This window comes from Leclercia sp. G3L, from assembly GCF_021117075.1.
Classification (GTDB): domain Bacteria; phylum Pseudomonadota; class Gammaproteobacteria; order Enterobacterales; family Enterobacteriaceae; genus Enterobacter; species Enterobacter adecarboxylatus_C.
Genome location: NZ_CP088265.1, coordinates 4,227,868 through 4,243,638, shown reverse-complemented (window position 1 = coordinate 4,243,638; position 15,771 = coordinate 4,227,868). Strand labels below are relative to the sequence as shown.

The following is a 15,771-nucleotide window of genomic DNA, read 5'->3' as shown; positions in this document are numbered from 1 at the left end:
AAAAAAGCCCGCATTTTCATGCGAGCTCTTCTTTAAATATGGCGGTGAGGGAGGGATTCGAACCCTCGATACGTTGCCGTATACACACTTTCCAGGCGTGCTCCTTCAGCCACTCGGACACCTCACCATATTGTCATCCCGTTGTTGCTGGGACGGGCGCTAATGTAAGGAAAAGCCTTACTTACGTCAATCAACTTTTTCAGTAAATTAGCGCGTTGAGACAAACTTCAACCAACCTGATTTCTAATTGTGCTGAAAGTGCCTTTTTTATCAACAACGACCGCGGCAACAAATTTTGCTATGCTGCGATGCAGTTGAAAATGAACGTAAAACAGCGCAACAGAAGGCAATCGCAATGGACATCATTTTTTACCACCCAACATTTGATAACGCTTACTGGATTAAAACGCTTACGGCGGCGCTGCCGGGCGCGCGGGTTCGCGAGTGGAAACGCGGTGATAACGAACCGGCGGATTATGCGCTGGTGTGGCATCCCCCGGTAGAGATGCTGCAGGGGCGTAATCTGAAGGCGGTGTTTGCCCTCGGCGCCGGGGTGGATTCGATCCTCAGCAAACTGAAAGCGCACCCGGAAATGCTGGCGGAGACGATCCCCCTGTTTCGCCTTGAAGATACCGGCATGGGCCAGCAGATGCAGGAGTATGCCGTAAGTCAGGTGCTGCACTGGTTCCGCCGTTTTGATGACTATCAGGCGTTAAAACAGCAGGCCCGCTGGGAGCCGCTGGCAGATTATCAGCGCGAAGATTTTACCATCGGTATTCTTGGGGCCGGGGTGCTGGGTTCTAAGGTGGCCGAGGCGCTGGCGCCCTGGGGCTTCCCGCTGCGCTGCTGGAGCCGCACCCGTAAGGACTACCCTGGCGTGACCAGCTTTGCCGGTATGGATGAATTGCCGCAGTTTTTACAGGGCACGCGGGTGCTGATTAACCTCCTGCCAAATACGGCGGAGACGGTCGGTATCATCAATAGCGGTCTGCTGAATCAGCTGGCGGATAACAGCTATCTGATGAACCTGGCGCGCGGCGTTCACGTGGTGGAGGCCGATCTGCTGGCGGCGCTTGAGCGTGGCAAGCTGAAAGGGGCGATGCTGGATGTCTACAGTAAAGAGCCGTTGCCTGCCGACCATCCTTTATGGGCCCATCCGCGCGTGGCCATGACACCACACGTGGCGGCGGTGACGCGTCCGGCCGAAGCCGTGGCCTATATCGCGCGCACCATCACCCAGCTGGAAAAAGGCGAGCCGGTCACCGGGCAGGTCGACAGGCAGCGCGGTTACTGAGTCAAACCCGGCCATCGCCGGGTTTTTGCTAATAAACGCCTGGGATAACTGCTATCCTTTGGGAAACACGAGAGGAGAGAACGATGTACCCCGTTGACCTGCATATGCACACCGTCGCCAGCACTCACGCCTACAGCAATCTTCATGACTACATCGCCCAGGCAAAGGTAAAGAACATCAAGCTCTTTGCGATCACCGATCATGGTCCGGATATGGCAGATGCCCCGCACTACTGGCACTTTGTGAATATGCGTATCTGGCCGCGGGTGGTGGATGGCGTGGGGATCCTGCGCGGAATTGAGGCCAACATCAAAAACACCCAGGGTGAGATTGACTGTACCGGCCCGATGCTGACCTCGCTGGATATGATCCTCGCCGGTTTTCATGAGCCGGTATTTGCCCCGCAGGACAAAGCCACCAATACCGAGGCGATGATTGCCACTATTGCCAGCGGCAACGTGCATATCATCAGCCATCCGGGCAACCCGAAATACCCTATCGACATTCAGGCCGTCGCCCGTGCGGCGGCAGAGCATCGCGTAGCGCTGGAGATCAACAACTCCTCGTTTATTCACTCCCGCAAGGGCAGTGAAGCGAACTGCCGTGACGTCGCGGCGGCGGTGCGTGACGCTGGCGGATACGTGGCGCTGGGATCCGACTCCCATACCGCCTTTACGCTGGGTGATTTTAGCGAGTGCCGCAAGATCCTCGATGCGGTAGGCTTCCCTGAAGAGCGCATTCTGAACGTGACGCCACGTCGTTTACTCGACTTCCTGGCGTCGCGTGGTATGGCGCCGATCGCCGAATTTGCTGAATTTTAACTGTGTAATGGACTAAATAAATGAACGAGTTTTCCATCCTCTGCCGCGTACTGGGTTCCCTCTACTATCGTCAGCCGCAGGATCCGCTGCTGGTGCCGCTGTTTACCCTGATCCGCGAAGGCAAGCTGGCCCAGAGCTGGCCGCTTGAGCAGGATGAGCTGCTGCTGCGTCTGCAAAACAGCTGCGACATGCAGCAGATTGCAGCCGATTACAACGCGCTGTTTGTCGGGGAAGAGTGTCGCGTGTCGCCTTATCGCTCCGCCTGGGAAGAGGGGGCTACCGAAGCTGAAGTACGTGCGTTTCTCTCTTCACGCGGTATGCCGCTGACCGATACGCCAGCCGATCATATCGGCACGCTGCTGCTGGCGGCATCGTGGATTGAAGATCACGCGGCAGAAGACGAAAACGAGGCGCTGGAAACGCTCTTTGGGGAGTACATTTTACCCTGGTGTGGGGCGTTTCTCGGCAAGGTAGAGGCGCATGCTGCGTCGCCGTTCTGGCGCACTATGGCACCTCTCACCCGCGACGCCGTTGCCGCTATGTGGGACGAACTGCAGGAAGAGAACGAAGAGTGATCTGTATCACCTTATTAATGTAACAGCAAATCTCAATTTGCATATTATGTGTTCTTGATCTCATTTCATGGCCGCGTATCTGCTAAGATGCGCGCCATGAACATATTACTTTCTATTGCAATCACAACAGGGATCCTCTCCGGCATATGGGGATGGGTCGCCGTCTCCCTTGGCCTCCTGAGCTGGGCGGGTTTTCTGGGCTGCACGGCCTATTTCGCCTGTCCACAGGGTGGCGTGAAGGGGTTGTTTATCTCGGCGTGTACGCTGATCAGCGGTGTGGTGTGGGCAATGATTATTATCCACGGCAGCGCGCTGGCACCCCATCTGGAGATTGTCGGCTACGTCATGACCGGCGTGGTGGCGTTTTTGATGTGTATCCAGGCGAAACATCTGCTGCTGTCGTTTGTACCCGGCACCTTTATGGGCGCCTGCGCCACCTTTGCAGGGCAGGGGGACTGGCGGCTGGTGGTTCCTTCGCTGGCCTTAGGGCTGGTGTTTGGCTACGCGATGAAAAACAGCGGCCTGTGGCTGGCGGCGCGCAGGGACAGGACGCGAAACGTCACGGCGTTAAGCAAATAAAAAAGGCGAGACCCTGGTCTCGCCTTTTTAATGCGCTTTCTGTCAGGATTCTGGCGGCGATGACATCTCGCGGTATTTCACCAGAACATCGTTTTTCACTTCGTTCTTGTTTTGCAGGTCCCACAGGCCGCGATCGATACCGTCGTTAATCAGGAAGATTACCCCGGTTTCGATAGCCGACATCAGACACAGCATCACCGGTTCGTTCGAGGTATAGCCGATTTCGCCTTCCAGCAGTCGCTGGTAGTCGATAAAGCGGAACACCCCGGCCTGAACCTCGTAAGAGAGAATCGTTTTGCTGGTGGTGACGGAGGATAAGATCTCCCCGGTACTGACGTTGACCACACGCAGGTTCACCGCGATCTGGTCAAGCTGGTACTGGGTGTCACCGCCGATACCGAAGTAGCGCGCCCCCACGCCCCCCGATTTCACATTACTTTCGTAACCGATAATCGAGCCTTCAACCATGACGTTTGCCGCCGTGAGTGAGTGCAACGGAATACGGTTGTTCATCGCCACGGTGCCGTTATCCTGCGCTGCACGAATGATTTTGCGTTCGTTGAGCAGGTTTTGCAGCCCCTGGCGTTCCAGAGGAATAAACCAGCGAGAATCTTTTAACGCCGTGACCAGCATCGCGGTGGCGCTTTGCGGGACAGCAGTGGAGAAGTTACTTGCCGGATAAGGTTTAAATTGACCCGTTTCATCCTGAATATTGTAAACCGACACGTAGATTTTACCCGTTGGCAGTGGTAACTGGGTTAAATCACGATAGCTTTGGGCGCGAGGCATTAATGTCGGTTTTGCCGCCTGTTTCGGGGGAGCAGTTAAACAACCGCTCAATAAGCATACTGCAACAAGTATGAGAAAGCGCTGCATGATTATTGTCCTTATCTCGACATTGCTTAGAAGTCGGTAGAGTTATTTTGCAAGCCAGCAACCTGAATGGTGGACGTTCTCCCCGTTTTCCGGTCCGTGACATTTAACTGCATTTGTCCGTCCGCATTGGCGATGTCGACAATAAAGTCGCTGGTCACCATACGGCCCGGTTTGCCGGTGTTGATGTTGGTCAATAATCCGCCCAGAACCTGGGCCTGGATCGCCTGGGTAAAGTTATCCAGGGCGCTTGGGGTCTCAATACCGAAGTCATCGTCGGCGCTCGAATCCTTATAGGAGTTTTGCGCCTGGGCCGAGTTTAAAAGAAAAGAGCCGTTATTGGGGTTACCACCGAAGTTAGGGTTCCGGAACTGGAAGGTCATATTTCCGGCCCAGCTCAACGATGGAATGAGCATTAAAGCAATAGCTGCATGGACAACACGCATGAATGCCTCCGAATTAAAATTCGTCTTTCGCTAAATCGCCGGTACTGAGCAGAGCTTTATCGATCTGCAGACGATTTATTGCTTCTTCGGTTTGAGCCAGAGCGAAGACCACGTTTTGATCGAGGTCTTTTTTCGTTGGGAATAAAAATGTCTGGAATATAACGTCCTGATTGACCGTTATGGTGATCCAACTTCCCCATCGCGCACTGGGCCGTTCATTAATCGTTAAGTTCCCAGGATAGTCACTTTCCCATTTGTCGCTGAACTCGCGATAAAAAGCGTGTCCAACTGCCGAGACAGTGTGGTCGGTTAACAATCCTGGAACCTCAACTTCAACCGCATGCAGATTCCCGGCAGCAAGCCAAAAGCCTGCTGCGGCAATCCAACTCATTGTGCGTTTCATACTGTTAACGCCTGAGGTTATCGTTCGCCCATGAAACCGCCTGCGTCCGGTTTTTAACAGCTATCTTCTTGAAAAGATTATAAAGATGGGTCTTAACCGTATTTTCGCTGATAAATAACGAACGGGCGATTTCAATATTTGAAGCTCCGATGCGTAATTTATTCAGAATCTCTTTTTCGCGATGGGTCAGCAACGCAGACTCTGAACTGTTATAGCGATAATTTCCGGAATGCGTTATGAGGTAGCTGGCAAGTTTTTGCGAAAAGTAGCATTCACCACGCAGAACGCCCTGCAGGCCATCAACCACGCGCGTCTCGTCCTCGTTGACATAGAAGACACCATTGATATGCGGCCAGCTTTCAATATCCCTGAAAGGATACTCTTCAGGCGTATTCAACAATAGCACACGGATATTGTTGTTTTTTCTGCTTAAAATATCTTGCCAGTATTGGATAAGTTTTTTATCCGCTTCCATCATATCGAAAAGAATAATACTGCCAGGCGCAATGTCATCGAAAGAGCGTTGAATGCTATGCAATTTTCCGCTCAATGTAAGACTTTGCTTTAAATGCTGTAGTAAGGCTGTCGCCTGTAAAGAAGGCTTGGTCACTAACAATAATGTCTGACCATGAAAGCTTTGGACTTCATTAAACATGATGAAACCCCTTTTTTGAAACATCTGGCAGCTGCCCCCAATAATATTATTGGGGGCACCAGAAGCACTGACAGATGTTGCACTGCTGTGTGTAGAAGAAAGACCATATCCCTTGAAGTAAGGGAAAATAAAATAACAATGCCGAACTTCTGTTTTCAATCTAGCTATTACGATTTTTAAAGCAAGTGTTAAACGTGTAACAAGATGTAAAAATCAATATTAACTTGTAAAATTTGAGTTCATGAATTGATGAGGCTTCATCAAAAAGTTGTACACAAACATATTGATGCACACATTTTAAAAATCATACAAATTATATTATCTTGTTGATTATTAAGAGATATATATTTAAGGTGCCGTTAAGGGTAAGGTATGAGCTTGGTCAAAACGCTAAGCCTATTTTTACAATGTGTAAACGTCTTAAGAAATCACGGAGTTTGTCACGCATTCATGGATATATCGTCAAACTCACCTGCAAGGCAGGCGAAACGGCAAATCAGCATTTTCACCGCTATCCATTTCCGAAATCTGTATATGCGCTTTTTAAAAGGCCTGTTAAACCGCTGTATCACCGGGGTGTTTAATTTTTTTTAATACTTTGGGGTGACGATGGAAATAAAAATACAACTGGCGGGTGAGATATTAAAATTGTTTCGGCAGACATACTCTTCATCGTAACGCCGGGTTAACAAAATATTTCACCTTGTTAACGCAAGTTATTTTACCACCAGGTCCAGGGTGATAACATGAAGAACAAGTTGTTATTGATGTTTACATTACTGGGTGCACCTGGATTTGTTTTCGCTACCCCTGATTTGGCAGCTTCAGAATACAATTTTGCGGTTAATGAATTGAGTAAATCATCCTATAACCAGGCCGCTATTATTGGACAGCAGGGCGTTAATAATAACGCAACTGTTCTCCAGCAGGGCACGAAATTGTTATCTGTCGTTTCCCAGGAAGGCGGAAATAATCGGGCGAACATTGAACAATCAGGCAGTTATAACCTTGCCTACGTTGATCAAAAAGGGAACTCGAACAGTGCGAGTATTAATCAAGGTGCATATGGTAATACCGCAATGATTATTCAGAAAGGTTCTGGTAACAGAGCGAATATTACGCAGTACGGTACGCAAAAAACGGCAGTTGTAGTGCAGAGACAGTCACAAATGGCGATTCGCGTAATCCAACGCTAGCTATTGAGTGATGAATTAATCAATCCGATGGGGGCTTTACAATGAAACTTTTAAAAGTGGCAGTAATTGCAGCAATCGTGGTTTCTGGCAGTGCTATGGCTGGCTCCATTCCACAATGGGGCAATAATCATGGCGGCGGTAACAATGGTGGAAATAACGTTAGCCCAGAAACCCTGACTGTTTATCAGTACGGTGGTCGTAACAACGTAGACGCTTTGCAGAGCGACGCTCGTGGGTCTGAAATCACCGTAACTCAGAACGGTTTCGGTAACGATGCTGACCTGTCACAGGGCGCTGATAACAGCGAAATCGATCTGAACCAGCGTGGCCAGGGTAACGAAGCAACCATCAGCCAGTGGAGTGGTCGTGACCTCACCGCTAACGTTCGTCAGTCTGGTGGTCGTAACGAAGTGAGTCTGAATCAGACCTCTAATGGTGCTACCGCTAACATCACTCAGGTTGGCTTCGGCAACACCGTTACTGCTGGCCAGTACTAACGCTGACGTCCGTACGACGAAAAAACAGGGCTGAGGCCCTGTTTTTTTTTGGGAGAAGATCATGAATACACTTTTACTGCTTGCTGCGCTCACCAGCCAGATTACCTTTCAGACGGCCACTGAAGGCGAAATGTTAACCATTATTCCTCAGGTAACGGTGACCGAACCCTGTTTATGCCAGGTGCAGATCCTCACCTCGCGCAGCGGACCCGGCGGGCAGAGTACCTCGCGGCAGCAAAATACCGTCTCATTACCGGCTAATAAAACGGTCAATCTTTCCCGAATGACCGTTAACTCGGGACCCAACGACAAAGTGAATGTCATTGTTACGGTGTCGGATGGCAAATCACTGCACCTGTCGCAGCAGTGGCCGCCGTCAAAAGCATAATGGGTAAAATATTCATGAAATCAATGGATTGATTAATGTAGCGTAAATGTTTGTGTGTGGTTATTCTGATGTTGCTGGCATCGTCGATGCCAGTCGACAGCCCAGCCCGGGGCCTGTCTTATTATCATCAAGGACGATTTTCATTAAGGATCGCACCGATGATCTCGTCCCGTATCAAACTTTCCGCCGCGCTCGTGATGGCGGTGACGTTCACCCCGGCTTATGCCGCGACAGTCATCCATTTCACCGGACAGGTTGTCGAAGATCCCTGCGTGATCTCCCCGGCGTCGCACACCATTTCGGTGACCTGTCCGCAGAATACAAAAATGCATACCCAACAGGTGAGCTATTCAGATGCCTTATATGGGGCTGCTGTAACGGATCGCGCGACCATCAGTATGAAGTACATTAACCCTGAAAAATCGTTGGCTATTGTTCAGGTGGATTACCGCTAAGGCGGGGCGGTTTTCTGATTGCAGGGCTTACACACCCCATCCTCTGCGATACACTTAAGAAAAAAGCGTCAGCAGAGGTTGATTATGAACTCGCGTATTGAAGTTTTTCTCGGTGATATCACCACCCTGCATGTCGATGTGGTGGTCAATGCCGCCAATCCCTCGTTGATGGGCGGTGGCGGCGTGGATGGCGCCATTCACCGGGCGGCCGGGCCCGCACTGCTGGAGGCCTGCAAGGTGGTACGTCAGCAGCAGGGCGAATGCGCGCCGGGCCAGGCGGTCATTACGCTGGCAGGCGACCTGCCAGCCAAAGCGGTGATCCACACCGTTGGCCCCGTCTGGCATGGAGGCGATCGTCATGAAGCCCGGATCCTGGAAGAGGCTTATCGCAACAGCCTGAACCTGGCGGCAGCCAACGGCTATCATACCCTCGCATTCCCGGCAATCAGCACCGGTGTGTACGGTTATCCGCGTGCCGCAGCGGCAGAAATCGCCGTTAATACGGTTTCGGATTATCTCACCCGCAAGCCTCTGCCGGAGCGGGTATACTTTGTCTGCTATGATGAAGAAAATGCCCGGCTATACAAGCGACTGCTTACCCAACGAGGTCAGGAAACCGACGCATAACACGCGACTTGGGCGCGCTATTGCGCCGGTCAGCTCTGCTCATCCTGGCCTTTGTGGTCTTCTCCCTCTTGATAACAGTCTTGACGCCTTCGCCTGCCGCTACCGGCTGGCGGAGATGGCGGAAAAGACCCTCGATGTGCAGTATTACATCTGGGAAGATGACATGTCCGGAAGACTGTTGTTTTCCGTGTTGCTCTCCGCCGCCATGCGCGGCGTGCGGGTGCGTCTGCTGCTGGATGACAACAATACGCAGGGGCTGGACGCTATCCTGCGCCTGCTGGACGCACATCCTAATTTCTCCGTTCGTCTGTTTAACCCTTTCTCATTTCGCACCCTGCGCGCCCTTGGTTACCTCACGGACTTCGCCCGACTCAACCGGCGAATGCATAACAAGAGTTTTACCGTGGACGGGGAGGTCACTATTGTTGGTGGCAGAAATATCGGGGATGCCTATTTTGGCGCGGGCGAGGAGCCTTTATTCTCCGATCTGGATGTGATGGCAACAGGTCCGGTAGTTCAGGACGTGGCCGATGATTTTGAACGCTACTGGAACTGCGCCTCGGTTTCCACGCTCCAGCAGGTGCTGGAGCTGTCGGAGACCGAGATCGAAGATAAAATTCACCCGCCTGAAGAGTGGTATCGGGACGATATCACCCGCCGCTATCTGGATAAACTCCAGTCCAGCGAGTTTATTACCCGCCTCGAGGCCGGTAATTTGCCGCTGATCTGGGCGAAAACCCGGTTGCTCAGTGACGATCCGCGTAAAGGGCAGGGCAGGGCAAAACGCCATTCGCTGCTGCCGCAGCGTTTGCTGGACGTCATGGGCTCGCCGGTGGAGCAAATTGCGATTATCTCCGCCTATTTTGTTCCGACCCGGGCGGGGGTAGCCCTGCTGCTGCAGATGGTACGTAAAGGGGTAAAAGTCGCCATTATGACCAATTCCCTGGCGGCTAACGATGTCGCCGTGGTGCATGCAGGCTATGCCCGCTGGCGCAAGAAGCTGTTACGCCACGGCATTGAACTGTATGAACTTAAGCCGACCCAGGATGGCGTACCGGTGGTGCACGACCGCGGTATTACCGGGAACTCCGGTTCCAGCCTGCATGCCAAGACGTTCAGTATCGACGGTGAGAAAGTGTTTATTGGTTCGCTTAATTTTGATCCCCGGTCAACCATGCTCAATACCGAGATGGGCTTTGTCATTGAAAGCGAGGTGCTGGCGAGACTGATCCATACCCGTTTTGTCCGCAGTCAACGCCATGAGGCCTGGCAGATAAAGCTGGACAGTCTGGGACGACTGAACTGGATTGAGCGCAAGGATGGAGAGGAAATTGTGCACACAAAGGAACCCAAAACCCGTTTCTGGCAGCGGATGCTGGTGCGGCTGGCCTACTGGCTACCCGTAGAGTGGCTACTTTAAAGCGGCGCCGGTTCAGTGACCGGCGCACAACATTTAGCTGGTGGCCTGCGGGGTGTTATTGGGTTTGCTGGCCGGTTTACCGGAAAATAAGAAGCGCAGCAGCGGAATACGCAGATGAATTTCATACAGCGCAATCGCAATCCCGACCACGAACACCAGCCCGCAGATAAAGCCCAGCAGATTTGAGCTGATATGCGGCGTGATATAAGCGCCAAAGAACAGCGTCAACGGGTGATGCACCAGATAGATAAACAGCGAGGCGTTGACAAAATAAGTCACGCGCGCGGATTTAAAGTTCAGCAGGCGGTGCCCCAGGGCAAAGACCACATTTACCATCCACAGCCCAAGCAGCATGGTGATCACGCTTTCGGTTTCATACATCCACGCATCACCGCTGCCATAACGCTGATTCAGCAGATAGGCGACAAACGCCAGCGCCGCCCCGAGGGTGCAGCCGCGCGATGGGGTAGTGAACAGGGCTTTCAGTTTGGGATGCACAAATGCCAGCGCGCCAATCATAAAGAAAGGAAGATAGAAGAGCGTCTGCATCACCACAAAATTAAACAGACCGTCGCTGAGGATCGGCGAGTAAACCATTAACAGCGTGCGGCGCAGCGCAGCATAGGCAATGCCCAGCAGTAAAAACAGAATCGACAGTTTGCCCCAGCTGATGTCGGCAAAAAACGTCTCCGTCCGGGTACTGAGATGGCGGCGCATGCGGCTGAACAGCCACAGGCAGATCGTGGTCATCACCACCAGCACCAGCAGGAACCACAGGTGCGAGATCAGTTCCCAGGCGAGGGTGTTGTATTTTTCGTACAGCGACAGGTTGTGCCAGGTATCCGCTTTGCCTTTTACGTACTGCAGCATAATAAATTGCGGCAGCGTGAGCAGGGGAATAGCGGTGAGCATCGGGATGCCGACGCGCTCGACGCGCACTTTCCACCACCGTTTAAGCGGGTAGCGCAGAAAAAGCATGTAGGAAAAATAGCCCGAAATAACGAAAAAGACCTGCATCCGGAAGGAATGGATAAAATCGTTGAATAGCGTCAGCCACCACGAGGACTCGGCGCTATTGACGTGCCAGACGTGGCTCGAATAGATCAATGAGATGTGAAATGGGATCCCCAGCAGCATGAGCCAGGCCCGAATAGAATCAAGGAAATATTCGCGTTGTGCGGGTACGGTACTCATATGACGTTGCGCATTCTCAGACTTATCGCCTTATCCCTAAGACCAATAGTGGTTACATTCGGGGCCAACCCTACACGAAGTCCGACATACTGTCTCCAGGATAAGCACGCAAAGTGAAAACGGGTTACTTTCATTTGCTTAATCCATGAGCCAGCACGCTGAACAAAGCGGTGATTATGTTGTCGGAATGCCTGATTTTCCATTAAAATGGATCGGATCGATATAAGCACACAAAGGGGGAAGTGCTTACTTATTATGAAACATACACCACATATGATGAAAATGCGTTGGTTAGGGGCAGCCGTCTTGTTGTCTCTGTATACCTCATCGGCCCTGGCCTTTACCATCGACGACGTCGCAAAACAGGCAAAATCGATGGCGGGTAAAGGGTACGAAGCGCCAAAAAGTAACTTGCCCTCCGTTTTCCGCGACATGAAATATGCGGACTATCAGCAGATCCAGTTTAATCACGATAAAGCGTACTGGAATAAGATTAAGACCCCATTCAAGCTTGAGTTTTATCATCAGGGGATGTACTTCGACACGCCTGTTACTATTAATGAAGTGACAGCCAATGCGGTACGTAAGATCAAGTACAGCCCGGATTATTTTAATTTCGGCAATGTGCAACACGATAAAGACACCGTGAAAGATCTGGGCTTTGCGGGCTTTAAAGTGCTTTATCCTATCAACAGTAAAGATAAGAACGACGAAATTGTCAGCATGCTGGGGGCGAGCTATTTCCGCGTGATCGGCGGCGGCCAGGTGTACGGCCTCTCTGCGCGTGGTCTGGCGATCGATACCGCCCTGCCTTCCGGGGAAGAGTTCCCTCGTTTTCGCGAGTTCTGGATTGAGCGTCCAAAACCGACCGACAAACGCCTGACTATCTATGCCCTGCTGGATTCTCCGCGTGCGACCGGTGCCTATCGTTTCGTCATTATTCCGGGCCGAGACACCGTGGTTGACGTGCAGTCAAAAGTCTATCTGCGCGATAAAGTCGGCAAGCTGGGCGTTGCGCCATTAACCAGTATGTTCCTGTTCGGGCCTAACCAGCCGTCGTCCGCCACCAACTTCCGCCCGGAACTGCATGACTCTAACGGTCTGTCGATTCTTGCCGGGAACGGCGAGTGGATCTGGCGTCCGCTGAACAACCCGAAACATCTGGCGGTAAGCAGCTTCAGCATGGAAAATCCACAGGGGTTCGGCCTGCTGCAGCGCGGTCGTCAGTTCTCTCGCTTTGAAGATCTGGACGATCGTTACGATCTGCGCCCAAGCGCCTGGATCACCCCGAAAGGCGAGTGGGGCAAAGGTAAAGTTGAGCTGGTAGAGATCCCGACCAACGACGAAACCAACGACAACATCGTCGCGTACTGGACGCCGGATCAGCTTCCGGAAGCCGGGAAGGAGATGAACTTCAACTACTCCATCACCATGAGCCGCGATGAAGACAAACTGCATGCGCCAGAAAACGCGTATGTGCTGCAGACGCGCCGTTCAACCGGTGACGTGAAGCAGTCGAATCTTATCCGTCAGCCGGATGGCACTATCGCGTTCGTGGTGGACTTCACCGGTCAGGAGATGGCTAAACTGGCGCCGGAAACCCCGGTCACCGCGCAGGCAAGCATCGGTGATAACGGTGAAATCGTTGAAAACAACGTGCGTTATAACCCGGTCACTAAAGGCTGGCGTTTAACCCTGCGTGTGAAACTGAAAGACGCGAAACAACCGACTGAGATGCGTGCCTCTCTGGTGAACGCTGACCAGCCGCTGAGTGAAACCTGGAGCTATCAGCTACCTGCCAATGAATAAGACAACTGAGTATATCGATGCCATGCCGCTGACCGATATCGAGAAGGCGGCACTGCCGAAGGGTGACATCAGCGCGGTGCATACCGCGCTGGATGCCGATCATCATCCGTTTACCCGTGAAGATGATACCCCGCTGGGCTCGGTTAAAAGCCGCCTTGAGCAGGCCTGGCCCGACTCACTGGCCGAAGGCCAGCTGATTCGCGATGACGAAGGGCGTACCCAGCTTGAGGCGATGCCGAAAGCGACGCGTTCCTCAATGTTCCCGGATCCCTGGCGCACCAACCCGGTGGGCCGTTTCTGGGATCGCCTGCGTGGCCGCGACGTGACCCCGCGCTACCTCTCTCGCCTGACCAAAGAGCAGCAGGCCAGCGAGGAAAAATGGCGCACCGTCGGCAGTATTCGCCGCTACATCCTGCTGCTGCTGACCATCGCGCAGACCGTCGTCGCCACCTGGTATATGAAGACCATTCTGCCTTACCAGGGCTGGGCGCTGATCAATCCGGCCGATATGTTCGGCCAGGATCTGCTGGTCTCGTTTATGCAGCTGCTGCCGTATATTCTGCAGAGCGGCATCCTGCTGCTGTTCGCCATTCTCTTCTGCTGGGTATCGGCCGGTTTCTGGACCGCGCTGATGGGCTTCCTGCAGCTGTTGATCGGCCGGGACAAATACAGCATCTCTGCGTCGACGGTGGGGGATGAACCTATCAATCCTGAGCACCGCACGGCGCTGATCATGCCTATCTGTAACGAAGACGTCGATCGCGTCTTCGCCGGCCTGCGCGCTACCTGGGAGTCGGTGAAAGCTACCGGTAACGGCGAACACTTCGACGTTTACATCCTGAGTGACAGCTACAACCCCGACATTTGCGTAGCGGAACAGAAAGCCTGGATGGAGCTGATCGCCGAAGTGCAGGGCGAAGGGCAGATCTTCTACCGTCGTCGCCGTCGTCGCGTGAAGCGTAAAAGCGGCAATATCGATGACTTCTGCCGTCGCTGGGGCAACCAGTACAGCTACATGGTGGTGCTGGATGCGGACTCGGTGATGACCGGTGACTGCCTGACGGGTCTCGTGCGCCTGATGGAAGCCAACCCCAACGCCGGGATCATCCAGTCTTCGCCAAAAGCGTCGGGCATGGACACGCTGTATGCGCGCTGCCAGCAGTTTGCAACGCGCGTGTATGGGCCGCTCTTTACCGCCGGTCTGCACTTCTGGCAGTTGGGTGAATCCCACTACTGGGGGCATAACGCCATCATCCGCGTGAAGCCGTTCATCGAGCACTGTGCCCTGGCACCGCTGCCGGGTGAAGGCTCGTTTGCGGGCTCGATCCTGTCGCATGACTTCGTGGAAGCCGCGCTGATGCGTCGTGCTGGTTGGGGGGTGTGGATTGCCTATGACCTCCCGGGCTCCTATGAAGAGCTGCCGCCGAACCTGCTGGATGAGCTGAAGCGTGACCGCCGCTGGTGTCACGGTAACCTGATGAACTTCCGCCTGTTCCTCGTCAAAGGGATGCACCCGGTACACCGTGCCGTGTTCCTGACCGGCGTGATGTCCTACCTCTCCGCGCCGCTGTGGTTTATGTTCCTGGCCCTGTCGACCGCGCTGCAGGTAGTGCACGCCCTGACCGAGCCGCAGTACTTCCTGCAACCGCGCCAGCTGTTCCCGGTGTGGCCGCAGTGGCGTCCTGAGCTGGCGATCGCGCTCTTTGCCTCGACGATGGTGCTGCTGTTCCTGCCGAAGCTGCTCAGTATCGTGCTAATCTGGTGTAAGGGCTCGAAAGAGTACGGCGGTTTCTTCCGCGTAACGCTCTCCCTGCTGCTGGAAGTGCTGTTCTCAGTACTGCTGGCACCGGTGCGTATGCTGTTCCACACCGTCTTCGTGGTCAGCGCGTTCCTCGGCTGGGAAGTGGTCTGGAACTCACCGCAGCGTGACGATGACTCCACCCCGTGGAGTGAAGCCTTTATGCGTCACGGCTCGCAGATGCTGCTTGGCCTGGTGTGGGCCGTAGGGATGGCGTGGCTGGATCTGCGCTTCCTGTTCTGGCTGGCACCGATTGTCTTCTCGCTGATCCTGTCGCCGTTCGTGTCGGTGATCTCCAGCCGGTCGACCGTGGGTCTGCGCACCAAACGCTGGAAGCTGTTCCTGATCCCGGAAGAGTATTCCCCGCCGCAGGTGCTGGTGGATACCGACAGGTATCTGGAGCTCAACCGCAGCCGTTCGCTGGAAGATGGTTTTATGCACGCCGTGTTTAACCCATCGTTCAACGCGCTGGCCACCGCCATGGCGACTGCCCGTCACCGTGCCAGCCATGTGCTGGAGATCGCCCGCGATCGTCACGTTGAGCAGGCGCTGAACGAGACCCCGGAGAAGCTGAACCGCGATCGTCGTCTGGTGTTGCTGAGCGACCCGGTCACCCTGTCGCGCCTGCATTATCGTGTCTGGTCCGCCCCGGAGAAATACTCTTCATGGGTGAACCATTATCAGACGTTGAAGATGAACCCGCAGGCGTTGAAGACCAAATAAGCCGTCAGTGTTGCATGA

Annotated in this window: 17 protein-coding genes and 1 tRNA gene; 12 read left to right on the top strand and 6 right to left on the bottom strand. The window is 53.5% G+C overall.

The genetic code is table 11. The features are described from left to right. Positions 1 to 39: 39 nt before the first annotated feature. Positions 40 to 127: transfer RNA gene (locus tag LRS40_RS21920), tRNA-Ser, on the bottom strand. Positions 128 to 355: 228 nt separating this feature from the next. Here LRS40_RS21920 and ghrA point away from each other — a divergent pair. The 4 genes from ghrA (at position 356) to LRS40_RS21900 (ending at position 3,269) form a co-directional block, all read left to right on the top strand. Beyond that, complete coding sequence (gene ghrA, locus LRS40_RS21915; RefSeq protein ID WP_142489029.1) at positions 356 to 1,294, top strand: glyoxylate/hydroxypyruvate reductase GhrA; 939 nt, start codon at positions 356 to 358, stop codon at positions 1,292 to 1,294. A gap of 83 nt (positions 1,295 to 1,377) precedes the next feature. Continuing rightward, a complete protein-coding gene (locus LRS40_RS21910) occupies positions 1,378 to 2,115 on the top strand; it encodes a phosphatase (RefSeq protein ID WP_231312673.1) in 738 nt (245 codons plus the stop codon). A 20-nt stretch (positions 2,116 to 2,135) separates the two neighbouring features. After that, positions 2,136 to 2,690, top strand: coding sequence for a molecular chaperone (locus LRS40_RS21905; protein WP_142489031.1), 555 nt, complete (start codon positions 2,136 to 2,138; stop codon positions 2,688 to 2,690). Between the two features lie 96 nt (positions 2,691 to 2,786). Further along, complete coding sequence (locus LRS40_RS21900) at positions 2,787 to 3,269, top strand: DUF1097 domain-containing protein (protein WP_142489032.1); 483 nt, start codon at positions 2,787 to 2,789, stop codon at positions 3,267 to 3,269. Between the two features lie 42 nt (positions 3,270 to 3,311). On the opposite strand, the gene csgG is transcribed toward LRS40_RS21900, so the two are convergent. The 4 genes from csgG to csgD are packed head-to-tail and all read right to left on the bottom strand — an operon-like array spanning position 3,312 to position 5,646. After that, complete coding sequence (gene csgG, locus LRS40_RS21895; RefSeq protein ID WP_032617498.1) at positions 3,312 to 4,145, bottom strand: curli production assembly/transport protein CsgG; 834 nt, start codon at positions 4,143 to 4,145, stop codon at positions 3,312 to 3,314. Positions 4,146 to 4,171: 26 nt separating this feature from the next. Then, on the bottom strand, positions 4,172 to 4,588 hold the full coding sequence (gene csgF / locus LRS40_RS21890) for a curli production assembly/transport protein CsgF (RefSeq protein WP_231312672.1): 417 nt from the start codon (positions 4,586 to 4,588) through the stop codon (positions 4,172 to 4,174). Between the two features lie 13 nt (positions 4,589 to 4,601). Then, a complete protein-coding gene (gene csgE, locus LRS40_RS21885) occupies positions 4,602 to 4,991 on the bottom strand; it encodes a curli production assembly/transport protein CsgE (protein ID WP_142489034.1) in 390 nt (129 codons plus the stop codon). 4 nt (positions 4,992 to 4,995) lie between these two features. Next, the gene (gene csgD / locus LRS40_RS21880; RefSeq protein WP_142489035.1) at positions 4,996 to 5,646 is read right to left on the bottom strand and encodes a biofilm master transcriptional regulator CsgD; all 651 of its coding nucleotides are present in this window, start codon (positions 5,644 to 5,646) and stop codon (positions 4,996 to 4,998) included. A gap of 746 nt (positions 5,647 to 6,392) precedes the next feature. Here csgD and csgB point away from each other — a divergent pair. The 6 genes from csgB to LRS40_RS21850 all read left to right on the top strand — a co-directional run bounded on the left by csgB (position 6,393) and on the right by LRS40_RS21850 (position 10,229). After that, positions 6,393 to 6,842, top strand: a complete 450-nt coding sequence (csgB, locus tag LRS40_RS21875) for a curli minor subunit CsgB (RefSeq protein WP_142489036.1) — start codon at positions 6,393 to 6,395, stop codon at positions 6,840 to 6,842. A 41-nt stretch (positions 6,843 to 6,883) separates the two neighbouring features. After that, positions 6,884 to 7,339, top strand: a complete 456-nt coding sequence (gene csgA / locus LRS40_RS21870; protein ID WP_142489037.1) for a curli major subunit CsgA — start codon at positions 6,884 to 6,886, stop codon at positions 7,337 to 7,339. A gap of 61 nt (positions 7,340 to 7,400) precedes the next feature. Further along, positions 7,401 to 7,727 (top strand): curli assembly chaperone CsgC, encoded by a 327-nt coding sequence (gene csgC, locus LRS40_RS21865; RefSeq protein ID WP_142489038.1) that lies wholly within the window; start codon positions 7,401 to 7,403, stop codon positions 7,725 to 7,727. A 68-nt stretch (positions 7,728 to 7,795) separates the two neighbouring features. Then, complete coding sequence (locus LRS40_RS21860; RefSeq protein WP_231312671.1) at positions 7,796 to 8,182, top strand: type 1 fimbrial protein; 387 nt, start codon at positions 7,796 to 7,798, stop codon at positions 8,180 to 8,182. Between the two features lie 84 nt (positions 8,183 to 8,266). Continuing rightward, complete coding sequence (gene ymdB, locus LRS40_RS21855) at positions 8,267 to 8,809, top strand: O-acetyl-ADP-ribose deacetylase (RefSeq protein ID WP_156263437.1); 543 nt, start codon at positions 8,267 to 8,269, stop codon at positions 8,807 to 8,809. Further along, complete coding sequence (locus LRS40_RS21850; RefSeq protein ID WP_185902421.1) at positions 8,745 to 10,229, top strand: phospholipase D family protein; 1,485 nt, start codon at positions 8,745 to 8,747, stop codon at positions 10,227 to 10,229. Before ymdB ends, LRS40_RS21850 begins: the two co-directional genes overlap by 65 nt. A 33-nt stretch (positions 10,230 to 10,262) precedes the next feature. On the opposite strand, the gene mdoC is transcribed toward LRS40_RS21850, so the two are convergent. Further along, the gene (gene mdoC, locus LRS40_RS21845) at positions 10,263 to 11,423 is read right to left on the bottom strand and encodes a glucans biosynthesis protein MdoC (protein WP_231312670.1); all 1,161 of its coding nucleotides are present in this window, start codon (positions 11,421 to 11,423) and stop codon (positions 10,263 to 10,265) included. A gap of 273 nt (positions 11,424 to 11,696) precedes the next feature. Between mdoC and mdoG the strand changes: the two genes are divergently transcribed. Both mdoG and mdoH read left to right on the top strand, forming a co-directional pair. Further along, positions 11,697 to 13,232, top strand: coding sequence for a glucans biosynthesis protein MdoG (gene mdoG, locus LRS40_RS21840; RefSeq protein ID WP_142489042.1), 1,536 nt, complete (start codon positions 11,697 to 11,699; stop codon positions 13,230 to 13,232). Next, a complete protein-coding gene (mdoH, locus tag LRS40_RS21835) occupies positions 13,225 to 15,753 on the top strand; it encodes a glucans biosynthesis glucosyltransferase MdoH (protein WP_142489043.1) in 2,529 nt (842 codons plus the stop codon). Before mdoG ends, mdoH begins: the two co-directional genes overlap by 8 nt. The last annotated feature ends 18 nt before the right edge of the window (positions 15,754 to 15,771 follow it).